Origin of the sequence: Frisingicoccus sp. (assembly GCF_048388605.1) — a bacterium.
Classification (GTDB): Bacteria; Bacillota; Clostridia; order Lachnospirales; family Lachnospiraceae; genus Frisingicoccus.
This window is the reverse complement of the sequence record NZ_DBGCTU010000003.1, coordinates 1-26,549: the sequence shown is the minus strand read 5'-3', so window position 1 is coordinate 26,549 and position 26,549 is coordinate 1. Positions and strand designations below refer to the sequence as shown.

The 26,549-nt window shown below is 45.7% G+C and carries 22 protein-coding genes and 2 tRNA genes; 4 read left to right on the top strand and 20 right to left on the bottom strand.

All coding sequences use genetic code 11. The features are described 5' to 3' along the window. Window positions 1-73: 73 nt before the first annotated feature. From ACMN7X_RS00515 to ACMN7X_RS00505, 3 genes are all read right to left on the bottom strand, one after another. On the bottom strand, window positions 74-478 hold the full coding sequence (locus ACMN7X_RS00515) for an RrF2 family transcriptional regulator (protein ID WP_418745558.1): 405 nt from the start codon (window positions 476-478) through the stop codon (window positions 74-76). A 145-nt stretch (window positions 479-623) separates the two neighbouring features. Further along, window positions 624-1,463 carry a DegV family protein gene (locus tag ACMN7X_RS00510; protein WP_418745557.1) on the bottom strand — a complete coding sequence of 280 codons (840 nt, stop codon included), beginning with the start codon at window positions 1,461-1,463 and terminating at the stop codon, window positions 624-626. A 102-nt stretch (window positions 1,464-1,565) separates the two neighbouring features. Beyond that, window positions 1,566-2,969 (bottom strand): PLP-dependent aminotransferase family protein, encoded by a 1,404-nt coding sequence (locus tag ACMN7X_RS00505; RefSeq protein ID WP_418745556.1) that lies wholly within the window; start codon window positions 2,967-2,969, stop codon window positions 1,566-1,568. Window positions 2,970-3,112: 143 nt separating this feature from the next. On the opposite strand from ACMN7X_RS00505, the gene ACMN7X_RS00500 reads away from it, so the two are divergent. Further along, window positions 3,113-3,183, top strand: a tRNA-Gly gene (locus ACMN7X_RS00500). Window positions 3,184-3,255: 72 nt separating this feature from the next. On the opposite strand, the gene ACMN7X_RS00495 is transcribed toward ACMN7X_RS00500, so the two are convergent. The 4 genes from ACMN7X_RS00495 to ACMN7X_RS00480 form a co-directional block, all read right to left on the bottom strand. Beyond that, window positions 3,256-4,227 carry a hypothetical protein gene (locus ACMN7X_RS00495; protein WP_418745555.1) on the bottom strand — a complete coding sequence of 324 codons (972 nt, stop codon included), beginning with the start codon at window positions 4,225-4,227 and terminating at the stop codon, window positions 3,256-3,258. A 70-nt stretch (window positions 4,228-4,297) separates the two neighbouring features. Beyond that, window positions 4,298-4,597: a helix-hairpin-helix domain-containing protein gene (locus ACMN7X_RS00490; RefSeq protein WP_418745554.1), complete on the bottom strand. Its 300-nt coding sequence runs from the start codon at window positions 4,595-4,597 to the stop codon at window positions 4,298-4,300. Window positions 4,598-4,928: 331 nt separating this feature from the next. Beyond that, window positions 4,929-5,000, bottom strand: a tRNA-Ala gene (locus tag ACMN7X_RS00485). Between the two features lie 197 nt (window positions 5,001-5,197). Then, window positions 5,198-6,205 (bottom strand): aldo/keto reductase, encoded by a 1,008-nt coding sequence (locus ACMN7X_RS00480; protein WP_418745553.1) that lies wholly within the window; start codon window positions 6,203-6,205, stop codon window positions 5,198-5,200. Window positions 6,206-6,403: 198 nt separating this feature from the next. Here ACMN7X_RS00480 and trxA point away from each other — a divergent pair, with 198 nt between their 5' ends. Continuing rightward, window positions 6,404-6,712, top strand: coding sequence for a thioredoxin (gene trxA, locus ACMN7X_RS00475; RefSeq protein ID WP_418745552.1), 309 nt, complete (start codon window positions 6,404-6,406; stop codon window positions 6,710-6,712). A 99-nt stretch (window positions 6,713-6,811) separates the two neighbouring features. Here the strand turns inward: trxA and ACMN7X_RS00470 are convergent, their stop codons facing one another. From ACMN7X_RS00470 to ACMN7X_RS00430, 9 genes are all read right to left on the bottom strand, one after another. Further along, entirely contained in the window at window positions 6,812-8,725 is a 1,914-nt protein-coding gene (locus tag ACMN7X_RS00470) for a BMP family ABC transporter substrate-binding protein (RefSeq protein WP_418745551.1), read from the bottom strand. Then, the gene (locus tag ACMN7X_RS00465; protein WP_418745550.1) at window positions 8,710-9,687 is read right to left on the bottom strand and encodes a carbohydrate kinase family protein; all 978 of its coding nucleotides are present in this window, start codon (window positions 9,685-9,687) and stop codon (window positions 8,710-8,712) included. Before ACMN7X_RS00465 ends, ACMN7X_RS00470 begins: the two co-directional genes overlap by 16 nt. Continuing rightward, window positions 9,653-11,524: an alpha-amylase family protein gene (locus ACMN7X_RS00460; protein WP_418745549.1), complete on the bottom strand. Its 1,872-nt coding sequence runs from the start codon at window positions 11,522-11,524 to the stop codon at window positions 9,653-9,655. The genes ACMN7X_RS00465 and ACMN7X_RS00460 overlap by 35 nt, the downstream gene beginning before the upstream one ends. Window positions 11,525-11,594: 70 nt before the next feature. Next, window positions 11,595-12,692 carry an ABC transporter ATP-binding protein gene (locus ACMN7X_RS00455; protein ID WP_418745548.1) on the bottom strand — a complete coding sequence of 366 codons (1,098 nt, stop codon included), beginning with the start codon at window positions 12,690-12,692 and terminating at the stop codon, window positions 11,595-11,597. A gap of 23 nt (window positions 12,693-12,715) precedes the next feature. After that, window positions 12,716-14,335, bottom strand: coding sequence for a glycoside hydrolase family 13 protein (locus tag ACMN7X_RS00450; protein WP_418745547.1), 1,620 nt, complete (start codon window positions 14,333-14,335; stop codon window positions 12,716-12,718). 2 nt (window positions 14,336-14,337) lie between these two features. Then, window positions 14,338-16,521, bottom strand: coding sequence for an alpha-galactosidase (locus ACMN7X_RS00445; RefSeq protein WP_418745546.1), 2,184 nt, complete (start codon window positions 16,519-16,521; stop codon window positions 14,338-14,340). A gap of 16 nt (window positions 16,522-16,537) precedes the next feature. Continuing rightward, the gene (locus tag ACMN7X_RS00440) at window positions 16,538-17,374 is read right to left on the bottom strand and encodes a carbohydrate ABC transporter permease (RefSeq protein WP_418745545.1); all 837 of its coding nucleotides are present in this window, start codon (window positions 17,372-17,374) and stop codon (window positions 16,538-16,540) included. Beyond that, window positions 17,374-18,249, bottom strand: coding sequence for a carbohydrate ABC transporter permease (locus ACMN7X_RS00435; RefSeq protein WP_418745544.1), 876 nt, complete (start codon window positions 18,247-18,249; stop codon window positions 17,374-17,376). The genes ACMN7X_RS00440 and ACMN7X_RS00435 overlap by 1 nt, the downstream gene beginning before the upstream one ends. Before the next feature lie 19 nt (window positions 18,250-18,268). After that, window positions 18,269-19,552, bottom strand: coding sequence for an ABC transporter substrate-binding protein (locus ACMN7X_RS00430; RefSeq protein ID WP_418745543.1), 1,284 nt, complete (start codon window positions 19,550-19,552; stop codon window positions 18,269-18,271). Between the two features lie 217 nt (window positions 19,553-19,769). Between ACMN7X_RS00430 and ACMN7X_RS00425 the strand changes: the two genes are divergently transcribed. Next, on the top strand, window positions 19,770-20,621 hold the full coding sequence (locus ACMN7X_RS00425) for an AraC family transcriptional regulator (RefSeq protein ID WP_418745542.1): 852 nt from the start codon (window positions 19,770-19,772) through the stop codon (window positions 20,619-20,621). 54 nt (window positions 20,622-20,675) lie between these two features. On the opposite strand, the gene ACMN7X_RS00420 is transcribed toward ACMN7X_RS00425, so the two are convergent. The 4 genes from ACMN7X_RS00420 to ACMN7X_RS00405 all read right to left on the bottom strand — a co-directional run bounded on the left by ACMN7X_RS00420 (window position 20,676) and on the right by ACMN7X_RS00405 (window position 23,687). Continuing rightward, the gene (locus ACMN7X_RS00420; protein WP_418745541.1) at window positions 20,676-21,401 is read right to left on the bottom strand and encodes an amino acid ABC transporter ATP-binding protein; all 726 of its coding nucleotides are present in this window, start codon (window positions 21,399-21,401) and stop codon (window positions 20,676-20,678) included. Further along, on the bottom strand, window positions 21,388-22,101 hold the full coding sequence (locus tag ACMN7X_RS00415) for an amino acid ABC transporter permease (RefSeq protein WP_418745540.1): 714 nt from the start codon (window positions 22,099-22,101) through the stop codon (window positions 21,388-21,390). The genes ACMN7X_RS00420 and ACMN7X_RS00415 overlap by 14 nt, the downstream gene beginning before the upstream one ends. 15 nt (window positions 22,102-22,116) lie before the next feature. Next, window positions 22,117-22,941: an ABC transporter substrate-binding protein gene (locus ACMN7X_RS00410; RefSeq protein ID WP_418745539.1), complete on the bottom strand. Its 825-nt coding sequence runs from the start codon at window positions 22,939-22,941 to the stop codon at window positions 22,117-22,119. A 98-nt stretch (window positions 22,942-23,039) separates the two neighbouring features. Beyond that, window positions 23,040-23,687 (bottom strand): YigZ family protein, encoded by a 648-nt coding sequence (locus tag ACMN7X_RS00405; protein ID WP_418745538.1) that lies wholly within the window; start codon window positions 23,685-23,687, stop codon window positions 23,040-23,042. Window positions 23,688-23,820: 133 nt separating this feature from the next. On the opposite strand from ACMN7X_RS00405, the gene ACMN7X_RS00400 reads away from it, so the two are divergent. After that, on the top strand, window positions 23,821-26,415 hold the full coding sequence (locus tag ACMN7X_RS00400) for a transglycosylase domain-containing protein (protein WP_418745537.1): 2,595 nt from the start codon (window positions 23,821-23,823) through the stop codon (window positions 26,413-26,415). Window positions 26,416-26,549: the final 134 nt, after the last annotated feature.

The following is a 26,549-nucleotide window of genomic DNA, read 5'->3' as shown; positions in this document are numbered from 1 at the left end:
TATTCATAATTAAATTTGATAAATTTTATCCACTTTTGTCGTATAAAAAAGAACAGGTTTTCTTCCAATCAAATCAAATTCCAATCAAGCCGCCAAGCGTATGCTTTTTTAATTCATCTTCCAACACCCGCTGAATATCTGTCAAATTATTGTGAATAACACAACAGTTATGATTCTGCTGTCTTCTGGAACACTTGTACCCTGCCTCCATACAGGCTGAGATCCGGGTCTCACTGCCCATGGCCTGAGCCAGCTCATAAAGCGTCACCTGCCCTAAATCACAACAAATCCGGCATCCTCCGCCATTCCCCCGGGTGATATCCACCATACCGGCTTTGGCAAGTTTCTTCAAAATCTTATAGCCAAACTGCTGAGGTACCCATTCATGACTGCATATATCCCCCATCGTCATCTGCTCCCCGGAGGCCAGCGCTGAAAGCATTCTCAATGAATAGTCGATTTCCTTTGTAATCAGCATATTATACACACCTTGTTCTTTCTTTATGGTTCTATACTATCAAACTGGATAGTTTTTGTCAAGTTAAATTTGGGATTTTGTGGTAATTCTTCTCAAAAAAAAGAAGCCCGAAATTATTTTCAGACTTCTCTGTTTTAATACTCTGTTAAAATGCGATAACGATACCGCCGTCATTGGCATATAACGTTCCCACACCTGCCGTATCCGCAACAATGATCCTTTGGAACGGATAACGTTTTTCTATCTCTTCCTTAACATACTGAGCTCTCTCCGGACAGTTGCAATGGGAAATGCCAAATACGCGATCTTCAAAATCAGATACCCGGTTTCCAACTTCCTCAACCATCTTTTTCAATGCTTTTTTTGTCCCCCGCCCCATAGCGCACTGCTCGATCGTTCCTTCCGGCGTTCCCATCATCACCGGCTTGATATTCAATACGCTGACAAGCGTTGCCTTCATGCCTGTCAACCGGCCATTCTTCCGAAGATGGTCCAGATTCTCCAGGACAAACAGTGTATGCCTCCGACTGATATAGGCCTCCACCTGCTCTACAATCTCTTCAAAGCCGGCGCCCTTCTCCGCGTATTCCTGGATCTTCAGAGCGATCAACGTCTCTCCGATACAGGCAGAGCGGGAATTAAACACATAAACTTTTTTATTCGGGAATTTTTCTTCAATCAACCGCTGGCCGAGCACAGCGCTGTTATAAGAACCGCTTAATTCAGCGGACAGTGTAATACAAAAAGCCGTCACTTCATCCTCCCCATAGGCTTTTTTATAGTCTTCCGGCGATGGACAACTGGATTTCGGACATCCGTCAAAATCTGCCACAGCCTTTATGAATTTTTTCTGGTCAAATGAATCGTCGTCAACAAATTCCACACTATCCACCTGCAATGTCAAAGGAACGATTTTAATCTTGCCTTCCTCTTTCATCTCCGGTGTCAAATCCAGACAGCTGTCTCCAATAATGCGATAGTCCATTTTTATTTCCTCCACACATAGTTTTAATTACTACTAATCATAACATGGAACGGACATTACGTCAACATTGGATATCCATAGAATTCCGGAATCTGCCCCATTTCAATCGTTTCCATTAACACAGCGCTCAAGGATTTCTATAGCCTCCCCCATTTTCTCCCTGTCTATGCCTGAATAATTCAAAACGATCACATGCTGCTTCGCCTGCTCCGGCCGATGATAATATCTGGACAAACAAGAAATCCGAAGCCCCATCCGCCCGGCCTTCTCTTCCAGCAAGGTATCCGGCATCTCTGTCTGCAGCTCCATCAGAAAATGCAGGCCGGAATTTTCTTCTTTAATTTTTATCTGTCCCGCCAAAGGACTCTTTCGTATGCTTTCCAGCAAAATATCTCTCTGATTCCGATAGTAATTGCGCATCCGATTAATATGCTTTTCAAAATATCCCCCCGAGATGAACCGGGCCAGCGTGTACTGCTCAAAATTAGAAACTGTGCAGGAATAAAATCCAAGTTTCTCATAAAACTCCTTTAAAAGTTTCTGCGGCAGCACCATATAGCTGATTCGAATCGTGGAAGAAAGACTTTTGCTGAAGGTATTCATGTAAATCACCTTATCCATCACGTCGATGCTCTGCAGGGCCGGAATCGGGCGGCCAAGCAGACGAAATTCACTGTCATAATCATCCTCGATAATATATCGCCTGTCGCTTTTAGAAGCCCATCCAAGCAATTCATAGCGGCGGCTGATTGGCGTCACTCTTCCCGTCGGAAAATGATGGGAAGGCGACAAATGAAGGATATCTGCCCCGGAAGCTTCAAGCACCCCCGTACATACTCCGTTCTCATCCATCGGTATATAGCATAAGTCCACCCCGTGACTCGTATAAATCTGAGCAATCTTCTGATATCCCGGATCTTCAATCGCATAAACTGCTTTATTGCCAAAAAGCTGAATAAGCAGGCCATATAAATATTCGGTTCCCGCCCCGATAATAATCTGCTCCGGCGATACACCGATGCCCCGGAACTGGTATAAATGATCGGCAATAGCCTTTCTCAATTCCATAATTCCACCGGCCGGCGGCGGAAGGAGCAATGTTGAATCCTCCCCGGATAAAACCTCCCTCGTTAATTTTGCCCAGATTGAAAAAGGAAAATTGGCATGACTTGTCCGATTGCTTATAAAATCGGCAAAGCAGCTCTCTTCCCTTGGCTTTTCCGGCAATCGGCGGACTTTCTCCGGCTGCTTCTCCGAAAACGTCTTCACTTCGGAAACAAAATACCCCCGTTTCGGCAGAGAATAAATATAGCCCTCAGCCATCAGCTGCGCATAGGCATTTTCCACGGTGATCGTACTTATATCAAGATTTTTGGCAAAGCTCCGCTTTGACGGCAATTTATCCCCGGACTTTAATTTTCCGTTCATAATATCATTTTTTATACATTTATACAGATACTCGTACAAACTGTCTGACCCTAAATCAACAAAAGAATAAGTAAGCATTGTCTCTCCGGCCTCCAATCTGACCATTCCAAATTATTTTCAAATGAGTATTTTTATATGGTCAAATTGAATTATAATTCATATCATAACTTTTGTAAATGTCTTGAAAGAATAAAAAAAAGGTGCTATAATAATAACACCGTGCAGGGTTAGTATATCGGTAATACAGCGGCTTCCCAAGCCGCGGAGGCGGGTTCGACTCCCGTACCCTGCTTTTTTTATATTCAAAAATGCTAAAGGGAGAAGCTGCCTTTTACACAGCTTCTCCCTTACAAATATCTTCTGTTTATGGATTTACCACTACCGTTTCTTTAGCATAATCTTCATAATTGTCATAATCATATGCGTCCAATTCAAATTCAATTTCCTCAACCTCGGAAATATCATTTTCCTCCAACTCATCCGAATACCATGACATTGTACTGAATCCGACAGTTTTAGGATTAAGCACCACCGCCCAGTACGCCTCTATCATATAACCGTTAATTGAAACGTTCTCAGCATCAAACATCACCTGATTATCTGTCTTGTTTTCCACATATAAATTCAGATCATAACAGCCATACTCTTCATCCATTTCAGCGCCAATTGCTGTAACCTTTACAAACTCATTATCAATGAGAACCTTATCCGTCTCTTTTGCTTCTCTGACATAGGCCTCTGCATTCTCTTCACCGTAAGGATATACATGGACATCAGCACCTGCGACATCCTCCCAGCTCTCCGACTCAAATACATCGAACTGTAATCGAATGTCCGTAAGTTTATCGATATCATATGCTTCCAAATAATCTTCATCAATTTCAATCGTTTCATTCGACTTTTTCTGAGCAGCGACTTCCGCACCCATATAGATAAATGAATCCGCCTGAATTCCGTTGATTGATGCATGTTCTATTGAAACCGTATAGGTTTTATCCTCTGATTTGTTTTCAATATATATTTTTAATTCAGGCCCATACTCCCCTTCCATATCTAATCCGGTGATCTTAATGCAGCAGTTTTCATCATCAACAGCCGTTATTTCTTCAAATTCTCCCGGCTGCTCTGACTTCTCCTTTTTCTTTGCCTCTTCTTTTTTCTTGGCATCTTCTGCATCTTTTTCGTCTTTTTCATCTGCCTCCTCGGTTTCTTCGACGCTTTCAGATGCTTTTTCATCCTTTGTTTCTTTTGTTTCCTTCGCTTCTTTACCTCCGCATGCCGCCAGAGACAAAACTAAGATTGCTGTCGAAACAACACATAAAATCCGTTTTTTCATCGTAAACTCCTCCTTAATATGATAATTAGATTTTATCACATTAAAGCATTTATTTCAATCCAAAGAATTTTTATTGATTTGATTGAGGTGTATATGTTTTATCTTTCCAATACCACCATTTCAGCTTTTCCGGCTCATGCGTTTCATGCTCTGCATAATAGACGGCCAGCCGGAAAACATACAAAATACACCGGTCCTCCTGAAAGCCTTTAAACAGACAGTCCTTTACATATAATTCTTCCGGGTCCTTCCCCTTTAAATCCTCAATGGTTTCAATTCCGATATGACGCAAATGCTGCTCTATGTTTTTCCCTACGCCGGGAATCGTTTTTAAATCGTTGTTATCTCTTTTTTTATCTTCCATTCCCATTTTGGTTCCCTTCACATATATTCTGTTCACAGTATATCATAAAACATTTCTTTTGATAGATTCTTTATCTTTCCCTAATCCTTTTTATAGTCTTTTAATTTGTTGAACACATTTTCTTCACATTTTATGTGTATTATATAATCATACCGAATAACAAAAGCAAAGAAGTAAAATAACATTATCCCCTCTTAAAAGCCGAAGATTCACCTCTTCGGCTTTTGTATTTGTCCCTTTGAAAACTCAGCAAACAAATAAGAAACAGTCGTCCGGCAGGACGGCTTAACTTATGCCAAAAACTGAAAAAAGCCTTGAAGATCAAGACTTTTTCAAATGGAGCATAGGGGACTTGAACCCCTGACCTCCACACTGCCAGTGTGGCGTGCTCCCACTGCACCAATGCCCCAAATTATGATATTATTTACAACGCATATATTGTACCATAAAATGTCCGGGATAACAAGATTTTTTCTGCAATCCCGGACATCTTTTTCAACTTTTTTTCAACTGACCTTTTTTTAACTTTTAGTTACTTTTCACGGCCCCGCCCGAACAGCTGCGAAATCGTCCACCTGCGGTGTCCGCCGCCCTTTTTAAGGGCTTTTATTCACCAAATTCTTCCGCACATTTTTTGAGCATGTCACGGATCGGCAGATTGTATGGGCAGCGGGTCTCACAGGCACCGCAGTCCACACAGGCGCCGGCCTTTACCGGCATAGCCGCATAACGTTCCTTTGCCCAATCGCCGAGACCATAGCGGTCCAGATATCCCTGGAAAAGGAAGCAGCCGGAAATGTTGATTCCCGCCGTACACGGCTGACAGTAATTGCAGCGGCGGCAGAAATTCGTGCCGAGCTGTTTGCGGACCTGTTCCATCGCCGCCAGTTCTTCTTCTGTCAGCGGCCTTGTATCCTCAACGGCTTCCCTGTTCTTTTCAATCTCAGAAACATCATACATGCCCGGAATAACGACGGTCACATCCGGGTTGGCGCAGACGAAACGCAGCGCCAGACGGCCATCCTCGATCGCGCCGCCGGCCAGCGGCTTCATATCGATAAAACCGATATTTTTCTCCCGGCATTTATGTATCAGTTCTTCGCCCTGCCTCTCCACAATATTATACGGGAACATGATCGTCTCCACCCAATCCATCTCAAGAGCCTTTTCAAAAACTTCAAGAGAATGGGCCGTGAGACCCAGATGTCCGATTTTACCGGCCGCCTTGGCTTCCAGCAGGGCCTCCAGCGCACCGTCCGGCCCGATCACCTGCTCAAGCTGCTCCATATTCGGATTATGGACCTGGTATAGATCAATATAGTTTGTACGAAAATTATTTAAACTTATCTCTATATCCTTTGCCATGGCTTCCCGGGTGCGGGACATGCTTTTTGTCGCCAGTATGAATTTATCTCTCATACCTTCAATCCCTTCCCCGATAAAGCTCTCGCTGACTGTATAGCCTCTGGCCGAATCAATATAATTGATACCTTCTTCCGCCATCCTCTGCATTAATTTTTTTGTACCCGCCGCATCGATCCGCTGGATCGGAATACCTCCGAAGCCCATGCGGGAGATTATTAATCCCGTTTTTCCGAGTGTTACGTACTCCATCTTTTCAACCCCTTTGTATGTCTTTAACTCACTACTTATGATACGATATTTGATATTTATTTTCAATTAGCATTTTTAAAAATGGACTGTCTTTTTCCCCGCGAATGTGATATTCTGATTAAGACAACCTGTTTTTCCCGGATATGCATGAAAGGATGCCCGCCGGGGGAAATTAGGATAAAAGAAAGGAGTAGTATTATGGCTGTTATTGAATTGACCCAGGAAAATTACCAAAAGGAAGTCATTGAATCTGATAAACCGGTTCTCATCGATTTCTTTGCCACATGGTGCGGACCTTGCAAGATGGTCTCCCCGGTGGTTGATGAGATTGCCAATGAGCGCCCGGACATTAAAGTATGCAAACTGGATGTGGACAGAAATCTGGATCTGGCAAGAAGCTTCCAGGTAATGAGCGTTCCGACACTTGTCGCCATGAAAAACGGTGAAATCGTCAATAAAATCATCGGCGCAATGCCAAAAGCTCAGATTTTAAAAATGTTTGATTAAAAGAAGAACCGTTCCCGGCCTGACCCTCGGAAATCGAGACTCAAACCCCGGAAACGGTTCTTTTTTGCAATATTTAAATGATAATTTTCAAATCTTCATTCAGGCCTTTCCCTCAAAGCCCTGAGTGGAAACTACCGGTTTTGCCTTTTCGACCAACTCTTCCATTGCCGGAATATAGCCGACCACATTTTCCGCCAGCCAGTCCATCGTTACAATTTCCTCCGGAGAAAATGTCCGGTCCATATCTCTCTGAACAACACCTTCCTGGGAATATAATACTCCGGAAAACGGATTGAAATCACCGGAAGAAATGGTATTTTTAAGCAATTCGATCAACCGTGCCGTACCGATCGGCAAATGTTTGGAACAGATCACCTCAACTGCCCCGGCGGACATTCCCCACCAGTAATTTAACCCGCGGGTCTCATCGGATATTTCATCCTCTTTCCAGGCGCCCTTCATCAATCTGCGGATCAACTGCTCATAAAATTTACCCCAATGCCACACAGGCATAGCCAGATTTACCGGATAATCCCCGCCGTCCCAATATAATCCAAAATGCCTGGACGCCAGCTTCGGCGTAATCATATCCTGACCGGAAATATAAGAAATTTCCTGCTTCCTGAAGGTTTCAAAGGGATCATGGCCCTTTAAGGTCGTCCATTCCAGATATATTTTAGCCCGTGGATTCACCATTTTAGCTCCCAGCGCAAAAGCATTGATGTTGGCTGTCATCCCATAGATCGGATAATCCGCCAGATAGCCCACCTTATCATTTTCCGTCATGGCCCCGGCGATGGCCCCCATCAAAAACTTTGCCTCATACATCCGCGCATAATAGGTTCGTATGTATTTATGGGATGTATTCAGGGAACAATTCAATATCTTCACTTCCGGATGTTCAATGGCGGCCTTTAAGCTTCCCTTCAAAAGAGGCGGCGATGTGGTAAAAATCAGATTATTTCCATCCGCAATGCTCTTTTCAATGATCTGCCCGATATTTTCCTCTGAAGCCCCGTCATAGCAGGACGTACGGATTTCATCCGAAAAAGCTTTCTGCAAATGCTGACGACCCAGTTCATGGGCATAAGTCCAGGCCGATGTTTCCGCCGTTTTCTCATGAATAAAAGCGATATTCAGCTTTGAGGCGCTGATCGGAAGAAGATGGGCAAGGATATCAATCTTTTTTCCGACCTTCACCTCCGGGGACATACTCAATTCCGGGACACTGCCCTCTCTGAGTTTTAATTCCTCCCGGGATTTCAGAATCTTTGCCTTTAACTCAGATATACTGAGATTTAAAAGCTCCGAATAATCATATACCTTGAGAAATGCCAGTAAAGCGTCGTCCGCTGTTTTCCCCGGATGGTTTTTCTCTTTTTCTTCATAAATGGATTTAAATCTTAGGCGAAGGGAATGAAAACTCATCCGGTCTTCATCGCTCCACTTTTCATCCGGCCGCTTTCCGACAAGCCGCTGAAGTTTAGCATAACTTCCCACCTCGGAAAAGCAAAGGTCATTCAGCTCGGACAGGCGGTAAAAATCAACAAATTCATAATATATTCGATTTTCCTTTTCCCCGGTTCTCGCCGGCAGAATCCGGGTGACCATCCCCGGAACGGCGACAGCGCCTACGCATTTGAGAACGCTGACCCGCTTATTGCCTTCCTCCACATAAAATCTGTTCATGAACTCATAAGCCTTGATCGGCTCCCGGATTCCCTCTTCAATATGGGCTTTATATAAAGACATCCATTTCTGGGCAAACTCCGATTTCTCAGACAAAATCGGATAAAAACTCCTGCTGAAAGACACGCCTCTCCCGGAATTTTTTGTACCCGCGATCTGTTCCATCGGAATCTGAACCAGGCCGAGGGACACCTCTCCGACGGTCATCACATGATTTTTCTCAATATAATCATCAAGAACAGGCAGTTCCTCTTTTTCCTTCTTCCCAAGCCGCATATATTTTACATATTCAGAATAGGGTTCACCACTTAATTGCAGAGACATAAAATTTCTTCCTTTCGCGGCATGACGCGAAGCGCGCCCTTTCTTGTTGTGATGATCGATGCCGCCGCATTGGCAAAACTGAGCATTTCACCCAATTCTTTTTCGTCGTATTCTTTCCATCCATGGGTTAAAATATAATGGAGGATACAACCGCAGAATGTATCTCCCGCGCCTGTCGTCTCTATTGTGTGTTCCTGACTGTAGGCCGCCCTGAAAACAGAGAAATTATTTGTGTAGGCACGGCTGCCCTCTTTTCCAAGGGAGAGCAAGATCAAAGGAATATGAAATCTCTGCTGCAGCATACGGATGCCCTCATCAAAATCCTCAAGCCCCGTCAGCCACTGGATTTCATTATCGGATATCTTTAAAACATGACAGTGTTCCATGCCATATAAAATCTCCTTCTTTGCCTCGGAAAGCGACTTCCAGAGAGGTTCTCTGAGATTCGGATCAAAGGACATGAGAGCGCCGGATTCTTCCGCGATCTGAATTGCCCTGCGCGTTGCCTTCCGACAGGTTTCATCTGTCATAGACAGAGAACCGAAATGAAAAATTTTGCTGGAAGCGATCAAATCTTCATCAATATCCGCCTCAGAGAGCATCATATCCGCCCCCGGATTGCGATAAAATGAAAACTCCCTGTCACCGTCAGCCAGCGTATGAACAAACGCAAGGGTCGTATGAACGGTTTCATCCCGTTTAAGTCCCCGCGTATCAATCCCCACTTCTTCCAGAGCTGATTCCAACCGGTCGCCAAACATATCTTTTCCGATTTTTCCGATAAAGGCCGTCTTATGCCCGAGACGGTTCAGCATGGCAAGCACATTACACGGCGCCCCGCCCGGATTTGCCTCAAATACCGGATTTCCCTGGCTGCTGAAGCCATTTTCCGTAAAATCAATCAATAATTCTCCTAACGCTGTCACATCATAGGTTTTCAACCTTATCTCCTCCCGGCTCATTTTCTTTTTTTAAATAGTAGAACCCGTAGGCCGGAATAGGAACGCCGGAAGCCTTCATCGGGCGGCCGGAGATCATATCCACATACATGCCATCGGTTTCATTAATCCACACCATCTTATCATATTCACTGAAATTAAACAAGCCGAGAAGTTTATCTCCTTCATAATATCTTCCAATACATAAAGTACTTTCATCCCATGTATCCAATGTCCATGTATCCGCATCCGCCATAAATACTTTCTCGGACCTTCGGATTTTTTCCAACCGGTCCAACCGGCTGAATATCTTCCCCGCCACAGTGGATGTATCATCGATTTGGGCCGCTGCTTTCCAGTCCATGGAGCCCCGATGGATATATCGGGAATCTGCCGCCTTATTCGGGTTATTTTTATAAGTATAATCATTTAACCGGCCGATTTCATCACCGCCGTAGATGACCGGAATCCCCGACTGCATAAACATATAGGCGTGCAGCATCACATCCAGCTGAACCGCTTTTTCAACCGCCTGACTATCCTGCTCAGAAAGAGCCTTCTCAATGCCGCACATAGATGCCGTCGTACCGCAGAAGCGGGCATCACCGGTAACCGGGTCCGCATTATAAAGTTCTCCGCGGCTGTTGCTCATCCCCGCAAAGCCCTGAAAATAGTCGTTCAGATACTGTTTGTGGGATCGCTCGGCAAGCCCCTCCTGCATCAGGGATGCGTAATCCAGTCCCCAGCCGATATCATCATGACACCGCAGATAATTGAGAAAAACATATTCCTTCGGCAGCCTGTTTACAATATCCAGCTGCTGCTTTAACAGCCGTGTGCTCCGGGTCGCCACCGTATGCCAGGTCGTCGCCATCGTTGTAACATTATAAAGCATATGACATTCCGGTTTCTCTACAGTTCCAAAATAAGGAACGACCTTTTCCGGCTCCATGACCACCTCACCGAGAAGTAAAATTCCCGGGCAGACGATCTCGCTGATCATCCGCATCATACGGACAATCGTATGCACCTGAGGAAGATTTCTGCAGGACGTATATAATTCCTTCCAGATATAAGGCACCGCGTCAATGCGGAAGATATCAATTCCCTTATTTGCCAGAAACAGGAAGTTATACATCATTTCATTAAATACTCTCGGATTTCGATAATTCAGATCCCATTGATAAGGGTAAAATGTCGTCATTACATATTTCCCCGTATCCGGCAGCCAGGTGAAATTTCCCGGTGCGGTCGTCGGAAATACCTGCGGCACCGTATTTTCATAAATCGCGGGCACTGTAAAATCATCAAAAAAGAAATACCGGCTTTGATACTCTTCGTCACCCTTCCGGGCTTTTTTCGCCCATTCATGATCCTCCGATGTATGATTCATAACAAAATCCATACAAATATTCATTTTTTTCTCATGGCAGGCCGCCGTCAAAGCCTCCAGGTCCTCCATCGTGCCAAGTTCTTCCTTAACTCTTCGAAAATCGGCCACCGCATATCCGCCGTCGGAACGGCCGTCCACCGTATCCAGAAAAGGCATCAGATGAATGTAATTGACATTACACTTTTCGAGATAGTCCAGCTTATCCCGGATACCCTTCATATTTCCCGCAAAATTATCTATATAAAACATCATGCCGAGCATGTCATTTTTCTTATACCAGCTCGGCTGTGCCTCTCTTTCCAGATCAAGTTTTTTTAAATTCTTATTTCTCGCCTCATAAAAGCGGCGCATTTCACTGCACAATTCAGCGAACATTGTCTCATTTTCATACAATTCCATATAAAGCCATTTCAATTCATCCAAATGGCCGCGAAATCTGGTCTCAAACGCATCTGCTGTTTTGCTCATTTTCTCTTCTCCCAACCATCGTTTTTCTCACAAAGGAAGCCAGACCAGGCAAGTCCGGCTTCCCTTCGCCTTACTGACAGATAACTTCTTCTGTTTCTTTATCAAAAACATGGATTTTCTCTGCATCAAATCCCACACGGATATCATCTTCCGCTCTTACATTGACATAAGCGGGAACCCGTGCCACCAGTTTCTGTCCATTGGCTTTCAAATACAGATAAATTTCAGAACCCATAAGTTCCGTCATATCCACGTGGCTGTCCACAGCAGCCGATTTATCCGCTGCAGGATCCGCTGCCTCCACATGAATATCTTCCGGGCGGATACCCATGACAACTTCTTTGCCGACATAGGCAGACAGTTCTTTATTCTTCATTGGAATACGACTGTTTCCGTAAACAAGGACAACACCGTCACCCTCTTTTTCCACGCGGACATTCAGGAAGTTCATCTGAGGAGAGCCGATGAACCCGGCAACAAACATATTGCACGGATAATTGTAAAGATTCTGAGGTGTATCTACCTGCTGAATATATCCGTCTTTCATAACAACGATTCGATCGCCCATTGTCATGGCTTCCGTCTGATCATGGGTCACATAAACAAAGGTTGTCTGCAGACGTTTATGGAGCGCGGCGATCTGACTCCGCATCTCGGTACGCAGCTTTGCATCCAGATTGGATAACGGCTCATCCAGAAGAAATACTTCCGGATCACGAACCATCGCACGTCCAAGAGCAACACGCTGGCGCTGACCGCCGGATAATGCCCTCGGCTTGCGGTCAAGATATGGCTCCAATCCAAGGATTTTAGCGGCTTCATTAACCTTCTTGTCGATTTCGGCCTGAGGGACTTTACTCAGTTCCAAAGCGAAAGCCATGTTCTTGCGAACCGTCATATGCGGGTATAAAGCGTAATTCTGAAATACCATCGCAATATTTCTTTCCTTTGGAGATACATCATTGACAACGCGGTCGCCAATAAGAAGCTCTCCTTTGGATACGCTTTCCAGTCCGGCGATCATCCGAAGGGTCGTGGATTTTCCGCAGCCGGATGGGCCGACAAGCACAACGAATTCTTTATCTTTAATCTCCAGATTCAGATCCGGAACAACAGTTACTCCATTATCATATGTTTTTTCTACATTTTTAAAAGTAATACTTGCCATGATACATACCTCCCGTTATCATTCTATTTTCTTGAAATGTACATTCTGGCTTCATAAGGCCGGAAGATTTCCGGTGTCTCAGCGGAACTGTAATTTCCGATCAAAAGCTCCATATGCTCCCATTCCGGTTTCAGCGGACATGTCCGGCTGCGGCCGAAAAAGTTACATATAACAAGAAGCCGATCCGATCCATTTTCCCGCCGGTAAGCAAAGAAATCTTCATCTTCCTCCAGCAGCAAACGAAATGTACCGTCAATAAACACATCGTAAGTCTTTCGCAGCCGGATTAATTTCTGATAGCAGGCAAATACGGAATTCTCATCACAGATCTGGCTCTCCGCATTGATCGTTTTATAATTCGGATTGACATTTATCCACGGAGTTCCCCTGGTAAATCCTGCATTTTCCGAAGTATCCCACTGCATCGGCGTCCGGGCATTGTCCCGGCTTTTTGCGTGTATGGAAGCCATAATATCTGCTTCATCATATCCCTTTTCAAGCCGCTCCCGGTACATATTTCGTGTTTCAATATCTCTGTATTCTTCGATGGCATAAGAGACGTTGGTCATTCCCAGTTCTTCTCCCTGATAGATATAAGGCGTCCCCTGCATACCGTGCAGAAGGATAGCCAGCATTTTTGCCGATTCCACACGGTATTTTCCATCGTTCCCCCATCGGGATACGATGCGGGGCAGATCATGATTATCCCAGAAAAGACTGTTCCAGCCGCAGCCGTATAATTCTGTCTGCCATCGTTGAATTATTTCTTTTAATTTAAGGAATGGCAATGGTGCCAGATCCCATTTTTCTTTTCCTTCTTCCTGGTCCAGCCCAATGTGTTCAAACTGAAAGACCATGGAAAATTCACTGTCATCCGGATTGCTGTACAGCTTCGCCAGTTCCGGCGTTGCGCCCCAGGCTTCGCCAACCGTGATCAGATCCCGGCCTCTGAAGGTCTCCCGGCTCATTTCCCGCAAAAACTCATGAAGTCTCGGCCCATTCGCCGTAATCTTTCTGTCCGGTTCCTTTGCGATCTGATCCATCACATCCATGCGGAAACCGCATACCCCTTTATCGATCCACCACCGGATCATCTCATAAATTTCCCGGCGCACCTTCGGATTCTCCCAGTTTAAATCCGGCTGCTTCACTGAAAACTGATGAAAATAAAACTGTTCAACTTCCGGGCACCACTCCCAGGCGGAACCTCCGAAACAGGCTTTCATGTCATTCGGCGGATGTCCCTCTTCGCCGTCTCTCCACACATAGTAATCATGATAGGGATTCTCCCGGCTTTTCCTGGCCTCCAAAAACCAGCGGTGCTCATCCGAAGAATGATTCACCACCAAATCCATGATGATTCCGATATGATGTTTTTTTGCCTCCCGGATCAGCTGTTCCATATCCTCCAGGCTTCCGAACATCGGGTCTATATCCTGATAATCCGAAATGTCATATCCGTTATCATCCTGCGGCGACCGGTACACCGGTGAAAGCCAGACGGCATCCACCCCAAGCCTTTCCAGATAATCCAAACGGCGGATAATGCCGTTTAAATCTCCGATACCGTCACCGTTGCTGTCCTGAAAACTTTTCGGGTATATTTGGTAGACAACTGCCTTTTTCCACCATTTTTCTTCCATGATCATCTCACCTGCTTAAAATAATATTGATACGCCTGATACTCTCCGCATTTAAGAGGCAGCGGAAGTCCAACCTCCATCAGAGCATCCGCACCATAAATGCGTCCGCTCTCCTGTTCCTGATAGAATCTTCCGCTTTCCAGCCCCTTGAACCGTACATAACTGGCGGTCATATTGCCGTGAATCTCAAGCATAACAACACTGGCCAACACTTCCGCACCGTCCTCAGATACAAATTCCCAGGCAGCCAATTCATCCTCAAATGGATTGCTCAACCGGTAATAAAGACCATTCTGCACAAGCGGTGCATAGCTGCGATACTTTTTGATCTGTTCCCGGATGATATCTTTCTCTTTTTCGGTCAGATCGGCAAAACTCATTTCATAGCCGAACACTCCCGCCATCGCCACGATCCCCCGGGTTTCCAGCGAAGTGATACGGCCTGTCTGCTCATTCGGCGACACGGAAACATGGGAGCCGACCGTCCCGGCCGGATAACCAAAGGAAGTCCCATACTGGATCCGAAGCCGGTCCAGGGCATCCGTATTATCGCTGCACCAGATCTGCGGCGTATAATACAACATTCCCGCGTCAAAACGTCCGCCGCCGCCGCTGCAGCCCTCGATCAGAAGATTCGGATAACGGGCCATGAGCCGCTCCAGGAAATCATAAAGGCCGATCATATAATCATAGGCTATCCGCCCCTGCTCCCCGGAAGCTGCCGAATACATATCACTCATGCTTCGGTTCATATCCCATTTCAGATACTCGATATTCCCCTGATCAAGCACCCGGCAGACCTGATCAAAAATAGCATCCACAACTTCTTTTCTCGTAAAATCCAGGATCAACTGATTCCGCCCCATAACCGGTTTCCTGCCCGGCATCCGAAGGGCCCAGTCCGGATGGGTTCGAAACAGATCGCTGTCCTCATTGACACATTCCGGCTCAAACCAGATTCCGAATTTCATCCCGAGTTGATTAATTTTTTCTATAAAATCTTTTAAAGGTTCTCCTAACTTTTCTTCATTGACAACCCAGTCGCCCAGACTGCTGTTATCATCATTTCGCTTCCCAAACCATCCGTCATCCATCACCAGCATCTCAATACCGAGATCCGCCGCGGAAGCTGCCAGATCATAAAGCATCCTGCCGTCGAAATGGTAATAAGCCGCTTCCCAGCTGTTGACAAGGATCGGACGGGCCGCCTCTTTATATTTTCCCCGGCACAAATGTTTCCGACAGCATCTGTGGAGATTCCGGGATAACCTTCCAAGTCCCTGACTGCTGTAGGTGAGAATGGTCTCCGGGACATAAAAGGTATCTCCCGCTCCCAACGGATAGGAAAACTGCTCTTCCTGCAGCCCCAGAAGCACCCGGATCTGATGATACTGATCCATCTCCGCTTCTCCCTGAAAGCTGCCGCTGTACACAAAGGAAAGGGCATAACAACCGCCGAAATCTTCATTTGTATCCGGGCGGGCCAGAATCATCAGCGGATTATACTGATGACTGGAAGTTCCCCGGCGGCTTCCGATCTTAAAAGAGCCGTGAGATACAGGTATTCTCTGAAAATTGCGTTCCATCGCATGACGACCGTAAAAACTGATGATATCATAATTTCCTGTCACAAAATCGAGACAGGCACTCTGGACTTTTTCTAAATGCAGGCTGTCCTCTCCGGCATTGATGATCCGGGCACTGCGTGTGATCACATCACATTCCGGAAGCACGCCGTATAAAAGAACCACCTGAAGCTTTGTCACCGTATCCTCCAAAAGAATCTCCAGTGTCTCCGCTTCTGTTTCGTCGGCATACACTGCTGGCAATCCTTTGATCCCATATTTTCCTTTTTTAATTTCATAACCCTGATATCTCAAATCACAGCCATAGGAACCGTCCCCATTCTTTACAGATATGGCGGGGCTTCGAAAATCCCCGTTCCCCTGACATGGAAATTCCTGAGGCAGAGCATCCATGGAATAGGTCCGATCCGGGCCCACATCATATGGGTTTCCCGAGAATCCCCGGTCCGCATAGGTCAGCAGATAATCCATTGTCCCTTCCGTTCTTCTTCCATAATACAGGTGCAGCAGAAATCCATATTTATCCACCTGCATCTGATAGGTTGAGTTATCCGTATGAATCGTAAAAATATTTTTGTCACTCTCAAAAAGTATTGCCATGTTGCCACTCCTTCTATTACTTTACAGCACCGTTTACGACGCCGTTCAAAATCTGTTTCTGACAAATCAGATAGAAAATCAACAACGGCAGCAACGCCAATAAGTAAGAAGCAAACGCAAGATTGTAATTTGCTCCGAACTGGGTTTGGAATGTCATCTGAGCCAGCGGCAATGTATTCATGCCGCTGCCGGACATGATGACCAACGGCGTCATAACGTCATTCCACGTTCCCAATGCCGTCAGTACGGCAACCGTGGCATGCATTGGTTTCATGATCGGAAAAATAATACGCCAATAGGTCGTCCAGGTGCTCGCACCGTCCACCCGCGCCGCTTCTTCCAGCGCTACCGGAATATTTGTCAGATATCCTGAATATAATAACACATTCATCGGCATATAGAATACCACATAACAAATAATAACACCAACAATATTTGCAATTCCCAGCTGGGCTGTCTGCTTGACCAGAGGCATCATCAAAATGGCAAATGGTACGAACATACCGCTGACGATGAATAAGTATACGAATTTATAAAATTTGCTCTTTGCCTTGTTGCGGCCGATGGCATAACCGATCAGCGAATGAACCACGATGGAAATAACCACGGTAACGCCCGTAACAAGCACACTGTTCAATAATGAATGCCAGAAATCCGTTACCCGCATGGCCTCGGCAAAATTATCAAGGCTCCAGCTCTTCGGGAGAGATAAGATTCCTGAAATACTGTTTGTCATTTCACTCGGCTGCTTAAAAGCAATGACAACAGTCATATACAGAGGAAATATAATGGTGACCAATCCGAGGATCAACAGTATGGTTACCGGCCAGTTTATATCACTTTTTCTTTTCATTATAACTGCTCCTCCTTCTTACCTGTAACGGTCATCTGCACCACAGAAATAATAACGATCATGATAAAGAAGATAACGGCGTTCGCACTCTGAAAGCCGAACTGTCCGCCCGCCATACCATTGTTATAAATCAAGTAAGAAATAGACTCTGTACTCTGGGCAGGACCACCCTTTGTCAACGCTACGATCTGATCGAATACCATCAGGAAATTCTTCATGCACAGCACCATATTAATACTGAAGAACGGAAGAATCAACGGGAAAGTTAACTTTTTAAATTTGATCCATCCGGAAGCGCCGTCAATAGCACCGGCTTCATAAACATCCTCCGGTACCGTCTGCAGGCCTGATATGTAGATGATCGTGTTCATCGCGATGGACTGCCATGCACATACGATCACAATTCCCACCCAGGCCCACTTTGTGCTGGCCAATATACTCGTGCCGTCGCCGCCGAGCATCTGCATAAATGCCGGCAGAATATAGGCAAAAAAGTAATTGAAAATATAGCCGACAACCAATGCGCCCAAAATCTGAGGAATAAAATAGAAACCTCTTAAAGCGCTTTTAAATTTAATCTTGCTGTTCAGCCCAAGGGCCAGAACCAGGCTGATAATATTCACGACAATCGTCGTCACCAGGGCCAGCTTGATCGTAAACAGATAGGATTTCCCGACACGGGCATCCTGAAACAGATCAATATAATTTCGAAGGCCGACCCAGTCGTAACTTCCATATCCTTTATAATTTGTAAAACTATAGATAAAACCACGGATCAACGGAATCGTATTAAAGCCAATAAACAGTAAAAGTATCGGGATCGTCATCAGCAAAAACGCCCGTTTTGTTTCGTTCATTTTTTTCTTATCTTTCATTGTTCCCTCTCCTTTCACATTATTCTCCGTGTTTGGCTTCGTAATCTTTAACCATTTGGATGATATCCCGATTATACCGTGTCCAGTCCTTATCAAATTTCGCCAGGAACGCATCCACATCCTGTTCGATCAACAAAGTCTGAATCTGGGCGTCCACCGCCATTTCCGACGGATAATAATGATCCTGATAATCTGTCATTTTTCCTTCGGAAATATATTCCCTCATGCCGTCAACTTCCGATGCAAGTTCAAATTCTTCATCTTTGCAAGGGACCGCATTCTGGTTATCCAGATAAGCCTGTACATTATCATGTTCTAAGAGGAAATCCAGCACTTCATAAGCAGCTTCCTTATTTTTACATTCGCTTGTAATACAAAATTGTAAATCCACACCTGAATTCAAAACATTTTCCTCTTTATTATTACTTCCCGGCATAACAAAGGAATCGATATTCATATCCGGATTCACGGATTTAATCTGAGGAACCGCATAACTTCCGATGGCAAACATCGCTGAATCCCCATTGGCAAAAGCCGTACACGCATCATTATAACCGTAGGCAAAAGGTCCCGACTCTCCGTATTTTATGAGCTCCAGCATTTTCTCTGCCGTTTCTCTATAAGCATCCGTAAAATTCGCCTCGCCCCTGTTGACCTGCTTGCATATATCCGCATCGGCCAGATCGACAGCCAGAGCATTCCATGGAGCCAGACATGTCCATGTATCCTTAAAACCGAAATAAAACGGGAGCATTCCGTCGTCCTGGATCTCTTCGCAAAGCGCCATCAGTTCATCCCATGTTTCCGGGATTTCCCATCCGTGCTCTTTAAACATATCTCTGTTATAAAGAATACCCGCTGCATTTGCCACATAAGGCACACCGTAGGTTCCCTCCGTCGGAACGAACTCCAATCCCTCCAGAATATCTACATAGGAGGATTTTATTGTGGAAAGTCCTGCGTAATCCGAAACATCTGCCAGGATTTCCGCATCCACAAAATAGGAATAATTAATGTCACCCCCAATACCGATGATATCCGGATAATCTTCCCTTGTAAACCGTGTCTTTAAGATGGTCATCGCATCATTTGGCGACTCGATCTTCAACAGGATATCATCATGAGTCTCATTAAATTGCTGTTCCAATTGTTCAAATACCGCAACCGCTTCCGGCTTGTAATGAACCAACTCAATGACGGTCTTTCCATCTGCCGATTTATCGGCACCGCCGCAGGCTGTCAACAACGCCGATGCCGCAATCGCAGAAATCAGAAGGACACTTAATCGCTTCTTACTTCTCATTTTTCCCTCTCTCCTTTTCAAGAAAAAGCTGTTTATCTGTGCTGATTTTATTATAACATGCCATTATGCGTCTGCTAAATAGCACCTTTTATGGGTTTATATACCTTTATGCTATTTTTCTATAGTATCAATAAAGTCATCTAGCATTTTGGTATATTTCAGGTTATAATTGTAAGAGAGCCCAAACAATCCGTCCATTTATAAAGGAGGCTTCCCTATGGAAAACTGGATTTTTTCCATCTTTCCCAATGAAACTTTTGTGGACCTCGGTCTTTACCAGTTCGGTTGGGAAAAATGCACCCCATCCCACTCCTTCGGCCCGGCAGCCCGAAATCATTTTCTCTTCCATTATGTGATTTCCGGCACCGGAGAACTCCGGGCTGATGACAGTAAAGGGATCACCCGTGTCTATCAGATCAAAAGCGGCCAGGGCTTTATGATCTTCCCCGGTCAGGTTACAACTTATACCGCTGATCAGAATCTGCCATGGGAATATGTCTGGCTGGAATTTGACGGACTCCGGGTCAAAGAAGCCGTTGAAATCGCGGGCATATCGATGGATCATCCCGTATACCATGCGAAATTCAAGGATCTGCGCGAAGAAATGATGAAAGAAATGATGTATATTATCCATAATAAAAGTGCGGCGCCGTTTCATTTGATCGGCCATCTCTACCTGTTTATGGATTATATGACCCGTTCCGCCGCTCTTCCGAATGTTCCCAAGGGCAGCAAACTGCAGGACTTCTATGTTAAAGAAGCCCTGTCATTTATCGAACAGAACTTTCAAAATGATATTTCTGTAGAGGATATCGCCTCTACCTGCGGTCTGAACCGCAGCTATTTCGGAAAAATATTTAAAAATGCCGTCGGAAAATCGCCTCAGGAATTTTTGCTGAACTATCGGATGATCAAGGCCTGCGAACTGCTGAAGCTGACCCAGCTGTCCATCGGGGACATCAGTTCCGCCGTCGGCTATGATAACCAGCTTCACTTTTCCAGGGCCTTTAAAAATATTTACGGCATATCCCCGAGGGACTGGCGTAAACAAAACCGGCTGTCCATCTAAAAAAATCGCTGCATCAGAACTTTAATGATCTCTGATACAGCGATTTATTTTTTATTATAATACTTTGGAAAGGAAATCCTTCAACCGGTCATTCTGAGGATTCCCAAAAAATTCTTCCGGTGTATTCTGCTCAAGAATATAACCGTCAGCCATAAACATAACTCTGGAGGCGACTTCCCGGGCAAATCCCATCTCATGAGTAACAACCACCATCGTCATTCCCTCATCAGCCAGCTGCTTCATAAGATCCAAAACCTCGCCGACCATTTCCGGATCCAGCGCCGAAGTCGGCTCATCAAAAAGCATGACTTCCGGATTCATCGCCAGGCTTCGCACAATGGCGATACGCTGCTTTTGTCCGCCGGAAAGCTGCGCCGGATAGGCGTCAGCCTTATCCTCAAGCCCTACCCGCTTCAAAAGTTTCATCGCTTTTTTATCCGCCTCTTCCCGGGTCATAAGCTTAAGCTTGATCGGCGCCAGCGTGATATTCTCTCTAATCGTCAAATGAGGGAACAGATTAAAATGCTGAAATACCATCCCCATCTTCTGCCGGATCTGATTGACCTCTTTGGATTTTGCCTCCGTGATATCCTTTCCCTCAAAAACAATATGTCCGGAGGTTGGTTTTTCCATTAAATTCAGGCACCGTAAGAATGTACTCTTGCCCGAACCGGAAGGGCCAACGATAACGACCTTTTCTCCCTGATCAATATGTTCATTTAAATCCTTAAGAACATGATTGTCCCCAAAGGCTTTATCAAGATGCTTAACGTCTATCACTCTGGGCCAGCCTCCTTTCAAATATTGCCAGTAACTTGGTAAGAATGATAACAACCACCAGATACATGGCAGCGGTGATCAGAAGAGGCGGCAGCAGATCATAGGTGATCGCGCCCACATTCTGAGCAGCCTTTGTCACATCCCGCACGGCAATCGTTCCGACGATCGCCGTCTCCTTGATCAATACAATAAATTCGTTGCCGAGGGCCGGAAGGATATTTTTAATGGCCTGCGGCATGATGATGCTGACCATCGTCTGCCCCCATCCCAGTCCGAGGGACCGGCCGGCCTCCATCTGTCCGGCATCCACGGCCTCAATGCCCGCACGGATGATCTCAGCCACATAGGCGCTGGAATTGATTCCGAAACAGAGCACCGCGGCAACGATCGGCGATGTATCCATCTTCGCAAAGATGATAAAATAAATGATAAGAAGCTGAACATAAACCGGAGTTCCCCGGATAATACCGATATAGATATTGGCTATCCAGTTGAGAAATGTCAATATGATATTTTTCTCCACATGATTCGCCGTATATTTGATCACGGCCAAAATCAATCCGACGGCCACGCCAAGCAGTACCGCAAAAAGCGATATAATTAAAGTTGTCTTAAAACCGTCCAGATAAGCCACATAACGGTCGCTTACCAGAAAAGCCTTTTCTATTCTTTCCCATGCTGATATAAACCAATTACCCACACCGTTACCTCAATCTTATTTTGTTGTATGATTGATCGTGAATTCGTCAACCTTACCTTCATCTACAAGTTTCTGCAATACTTCATTCATCTGATCCAGCAATTCAGTGTTGCCTTTCTTTACGGCAATCGCATATTTATCTGTGAAAAGCTCGCCTTCAAGGATTTCCAGATCATCATTGGCTGCGACAAGCTGTTCTGCAGGCAGGGAATCCATAACGATACAGTCAATTTTATCATTCTTCAGTTCCATGGCGGCTTCCGCGTATTTGCCGTACTGTTTTACTTCACATCCTTCATCACCGCAATAGAAATCTGCTGTTGTCCCTGTCTGAACGCCGACAACCGTGCCTGCCTGAACATCTTCAACAGAGGCAAGCTTGCCCGCATCCTTTTTAACAACAACCACCTGTCTGGATGTTGCGTATTCAATGGTGAAATCCATTTCTTCCTGACGCGCCGGCGTTACGGAGATACCTGCTGCCGCAAAGTCAACAACACCCTGCTGTACCGCCAGCAACGCGCCGTCAAAGGTCATATTCTGGATTTCCAGTTCTTTGCCCATCGCCTTTGCGATCTCATTGGCGATATCCACATCCACGCCGATAACTGTCTGTCCATCTTCTGTATATTCATATGGCGCAAATCCGGCTTCCGTAGCCATGATCAGTTTTCCGGAATCTCCGGCAGCTGCACTCTCTCCGGCAGTCTCTGCGGTTGTTTCCGCAGTTGTTTCCGCGGTTGTCTCTGCAGCCTTTGTCTCTTCTTTTTTGGAGCCGCAGCCGGCCATCATCGATACAGCCAGCGCCAGCACGCATGCTAAACTTACCATTCTTTTCATAATTTCTCTCCTCCTGATAATTGACTCTCTAAATATTTAACATTCTTCAGTATACATGGACAGGCTATAAAATGCAAGTATTTTCGTATAAAAATACATTAAAAAATAATCACTTCGCCTTCGGCCACAGCACAATAACATTCATCCAACATTTCCAGTTCCGCCCTTCCACTGGTCGCTTCCACAATTTCTTTACAGAGGCTGTCAAAATTCCCTTTTTCTATCAATATTTCCACGACTACTCTTTCCGTATATTCCGTATTCAGGGTAATTGCCGGACTTTTCCCGAGAATATACTGAATTTTCCCAATTCCGTTATAATCTGTATAAATTTTCATCCGACGGCATAGTTTTTTCTCCACGATCAGACTGTTTTCCAGTCCCGCCTGAACCGCCTGACTGTAGGCCCTCACCAGTCCCCCCGTTCCAAGAAGGGTCCCGCCGAAATACCGTGTTACGACCACGCATACATTATGCAGCCCGGCGCCCAGAAGCACGTCCAGCATCGGCTTTCCCGCCGTCCCCGACGGTTCGCCGTCATCGCTGCATCTGGAAATCTCATTTCTTTCTCCCAGAATAAAGGCGTGACAGTTATGCCGGGCATCCCAGTATTTCTTTTTTATCTTCTCTATAAATATTACGGCGTCTTCTTCCGAATGAATCGGGCATACTGTTGCTATAAAGCGGGATTTTTTTTCAACGATCTCTCCCTCGCCGCCCCGATAAACAATTTTAATTTTGTCCATCCTGCTCAAATCCTTTCGATTTTATGTAATATACTACACAGTGTACCATTAAATCGGCCATAATTCAAAATTTTCTTTGCTTTCACTGCATATCTTTGTTATAATGTACATTTGTAAAGGAGGCTAAAATTTTATGGACTACAGTAAACACGGAACACAGAAAAAAGAAAAACATATACGTTCTGATATTCCTAAAGCCAAACATAAAGTCAGTTTTAATATATTCCGCATTTTTATTTTCGCTCTGATCGCCGTCGGCGTCATGGGCATTGCTGCCGCCGTCGGAGGACTCCGGGGCGTATTGGACAGCGCCCCCCAGATCAGTGTGGAAGATGTTATTCCTGAGGGCTATAAGTCTTTTATTTATGACAGAGATGGAAATCTTCTGACTCAGCTCTATCAGCCGGAGACAAACCGTATCCAAAAAAGTATCAATGAAATACCAGAAGTTCTTCAGAATGCTTTTATCGCTTTGGAAGACGCCCGTTTCAGGGAACACAACGGTATTGACCCGAAGGGTATTGTCCGGGCCTTCTTCGTCGGCATTACCTCCGGCGATTTTTCCGAAGGCGCAAGTACCATCACTCAGCAGCTTTTAAAGATCAATGTCTTTGGCGGCGGTGATGAGGATTCACTGCTTTTAAAATTTAAACGTAAATTTCAGGAACAGTATCTGGCCCTCGAACTTGAAAAAACCATGTCCAAGGATCAGATTCTGGAAGCTTATCTGAATACGATCAACCTTGGGGCATCCACCTATGGTGTTGAAGCGGCTTCCCAGAGATACTTCGGTAAATCCTGCTCGGAAGTCAACGCTTCGGAAGCGGCGGTTCTGGCAGGTATTGCCAAGAGTCCGACCTGGTACGACCCGATATCCTACCCGGAAGAAAATAAAGAGCGCCGGGATAAAACTTTAAACGATATGCTTGAGCAGGGTTATCTGACTCAGGCAGAATATGACGAGGCTATGGCAGACAATGTTTATGAGCGTATTGCCGCCCGCGCCGAAGAGCAGAGTGACAATCATCGCGTGTTCACCTATTATGAAGATGCGGCTATCCGCCAGGTTCTCCAGGATTTGGAGGAAAAACTCGGCTACACCTCCGAGCAGGCCGTCAATAAGCTTTACGGCGGCGGTTTAAAAGTATATCTCGCCCAGGACAATCAGATGCAGAATATCGTGGATGAAGAATACCGCGATGACTCCAACTTTGGTTACAATAATGCCCTCGGCCTTGAGTGGCGCTGTTCTGTTCTTGAGGAAGACGGAAGCACCTCGAATTACGACCAGCTCACCATGCAGTACTGGTATTGGAACAATGAAAATTCCAGCTTCAGGCTGATCTACAACAATGCGGATGAAGCCTGGGGCGATATCAATCATTATAAAGAAGCATTGGGTATCACCGAGGAAAACACCCTGGCCGAAAGTTTCTATCAGCCGTACGCCATGCAGTCCTCCTTTGTACTGATGGATCAGCACACAGGTGAAGTCAAGGCGATTGCCGGCGGCCGTAATGAAAAGCAGGAAAGCTTGTCCTTCAGCCGTGAAACTCAGGCCACCCGCCAGCCGGGTTCCTGTTTCAAGATTCTCGGATGCTATCTCCCGGGAATTGACGCCGCCGGAATGACACTGGCAAGTTCAACGATGGATGCGCCTTATACGACTCCGTCCGGCTATACGCCGAGCAACTGGTATTCCGGTTACTGGGGACTGACAACGGTGCGTAAAGCCATCACCCAGTCCATGAACGTGGTCACAACAAAATTCTTCGTGGAAGATGTCGGCCCGGATCTTGCGATCGATTACTGCCGCAAGCTCGGCATCACCACGCTGACGGACAGCGATTATGTAGAATCCTTCGCCCTCGGCGGTTTGACCTATGGCGTCACCAATCTGGAAATGACCGGCGCCTATGCAGCCATCGCCAACGGCGGTAAATATGTTCGGCCGGTCTTCTACTCAAAGGTTCTCGACCGCGACGGCAACGTTCTTCTGGATAATACGAATCCGGAAGGCGAGCAGGTCATTAAAGAATCCACGGCCTACCTGCTGACAAGCGCCATGAGAGATGTTATTACCCAGGGTACCGGCGGTCCCGTCGCATATGGAATGGATTATGGCATGGATATCGCCGGAAAAACCGGTACAACCAGCGACAGTAAGGACCTGTGGTTTGTCGGCTATACTCCGTATCTCACCGCAGGAATCTGGCTTGGCTACGATCAGGCTTATTCGATGGAAGGCCAGTTAAGTGAATCTGAACATGAAATCTTATGGGGAAGAATCATGGGCCGGATTGATTCGGAATGTGGTTATGAACCGACTTCCTTCACCGTGCCGGACAGCGTCGGAACACGGACAGTCTGCTCCAAATCCGGAAAACTTGTCGGAACCTCCGTATGTACGGCAGTCACTGAATACTTTGATTTATCGGCCCTGCCAAGCGGCTATTGCAACGATCATGTCGGTGCGACGATCTGTAATGTCTGCGGCGGTATCGCCAATGAAAATTCAAAGGAAACTTCCTATAAGGAGTACAGTTCATGGTCTCAGATACCGAGTTTTTCATGTAAATGTCCTCCGGAAACCGAATCCGTTGAAAGCACGAATTCGGAAACACCGCCGACAACAACTCCGAGTACGGAGCCTCCGATCACACCGCCGACAACACCAACAACACCAACAACACCGGCTGACCCGACAGCGCCGACACCGGTTGGCTAATTTAGATAACCAAAAGGGGCTGTCGGTTAATAGACAGTTCTAAACAGGGAGGTATGTGACTCGTCCGAGTCACATACCTCCCTGAAATTTTTCTATAAAAAGAGAAAAAGATGGCTAACGACAACCATCTCCTC

Excerpts from the sequence above, each read along its gene's own strand:
- ACMN7X_RS00470 (WP_418745551.1), bottom strand. The coding sequence starts at position 8,725 with ATGTCTCTGCAATTAAGTGGTGAACCCTATTCTGAATATGTAAAATAT.
- ACMN7X_RS00505 (WP_418745556.1), bottom strand. The coding sequence starts at position 2,969 with ATGCTTACTTATTCTTTTGTTGATTTAGGGTCAGACAGTTTGTACGAG.
- ACMN7X_RS00410 (WP_418745539.1), bottom strand. The coding sequence starts at position 22,941 with ATGAAAAGAATGGTAAGTTTAGCATGCGTGCTGGCGCTGGCTGTATCG.
- ACMN7X_RS00515 (WP_418745558.1), bottom strand. The coding sequence starts at position 478 with ATGCTGATTACAAAGGAAATCGACTATTCATTGAGAATGCTTTCAGCG.
- trxA (WP_418745552.1), top strand. The coding sequence starts at position 6,404 with ATGGCTGTTATTGAATTGACCCAGGAAAATTACCAAAAGGAAGTCATT.
- ACMN7X_RS00425 (WP_418745542.1), top strand. The coding sequence starts at position 19,770 with ATGGAAAACTGGATTTTTTCCATCTTTCCCAATGAAACTTTTGTGGAC.
- ACMN7X_RS00480 (WP_418745553.1), bottom strand. The coding sequence starts at position 6,205 with ATGGAGTACGTAACACTCGGAAAAACGGGATTAATAATCTCCCGCATG.
- ACMN7X_RS00435 (WP_418745544.1), bottom strand. The coding sequence starts at position 18,249 with ATGAAAGATAAGAAAAAAATGAACGAAACAAAACGGGCGTTTTTGCTG.
- ACMN7X_RS00405 (WP_418745538.1), bottom strand. The coding sequence starts at position 23,687 with ATGGACAAAATTAAAATTGTTTATCGGGGCGGCGAGGGAGAGATCGTT.
- ACMN7X_RS00495 (WP_418745555.1), bottom strand. The coding sequence starts at position 4,227 with ATGAAAAAACGGATTTTATGTGTTGTTTCGACAGCAATCTTAGTTTTG.
- ACMN7X_RS00445 (WP_418745546.1), bottom strand. The coding sequence starts at position 16,521 with ATGGCAATACTTTTTGAGAGTGACAAAAATATTTTTACGATTCATACG.
- ACMN7X_RS00465 (WP_418745550.1), bottom strand. The coding sequence starts at position 9,687 with ATGAGCCGGGAGGAGATAAGGTTGAAAACCTATGATGTGACAGCGTTA.
- ACMN7X_RS00460 (WP_418745549.1), bottom strand. The coding sequence starts at position 11,524 with ATGAGCAAAACAGCAGATGCGTTTGAGACCAGATTTCGCGGCCATTTG.
- ACMN7X_RS00450 (WP_418745547.1), bottom strand. The coding sequence starts at position 14,335 with ATGGAAGAAAAATGGTGGAAAAAGGCAGTTGTCTACCAAATATACCCG.
- ACMN7X_RS00400 (WP_418745537.1), top strand. The coding sequence starts at position 23,821 with ATGGACTACAGTAAACACGGAACACAGAAAAAAGAAAAACATATACGT.
- ACMN7X_RS00490 (WP_418745554.1), bottom strand. The coding sequence starts at position 4,597 with ATGGGAATGGAAGATAAAAAAAGAGATAACAACGATTTAAAAACGATT.
- ACMN7X_RS00440 (WP_418745545.1), bottom strand. The coding sequence starts at position 17,374 with ATGAAAAGAAAAAGTGATATAAACTGGCCGGTAACCATACTGTTGATC.
- ACMN7X_RS00510 (WP_418745557.1), bottom strand. The coding sequence starts at position 1,463 with ATGGACTATCGCATTATTGGAGACAGCTGTCTGGATTTGACACCGGAG.
- ACMN7X_RS00455 (WP_418745548.1), bottom strand. The coding sequence starts at position 12,692 with ATGGCAAGTATTACTTTTAAAAATGTAGAAAAAACATATGATAATGGA.
- ACMN7X_RS00430 (WP_418745543.1), bottom strand. The coding sequence starts at position 19,552 with ATGAGAAGTAAGAAGCGATTAAGTGTCCTTCTGATTTCTGCGATTGCG.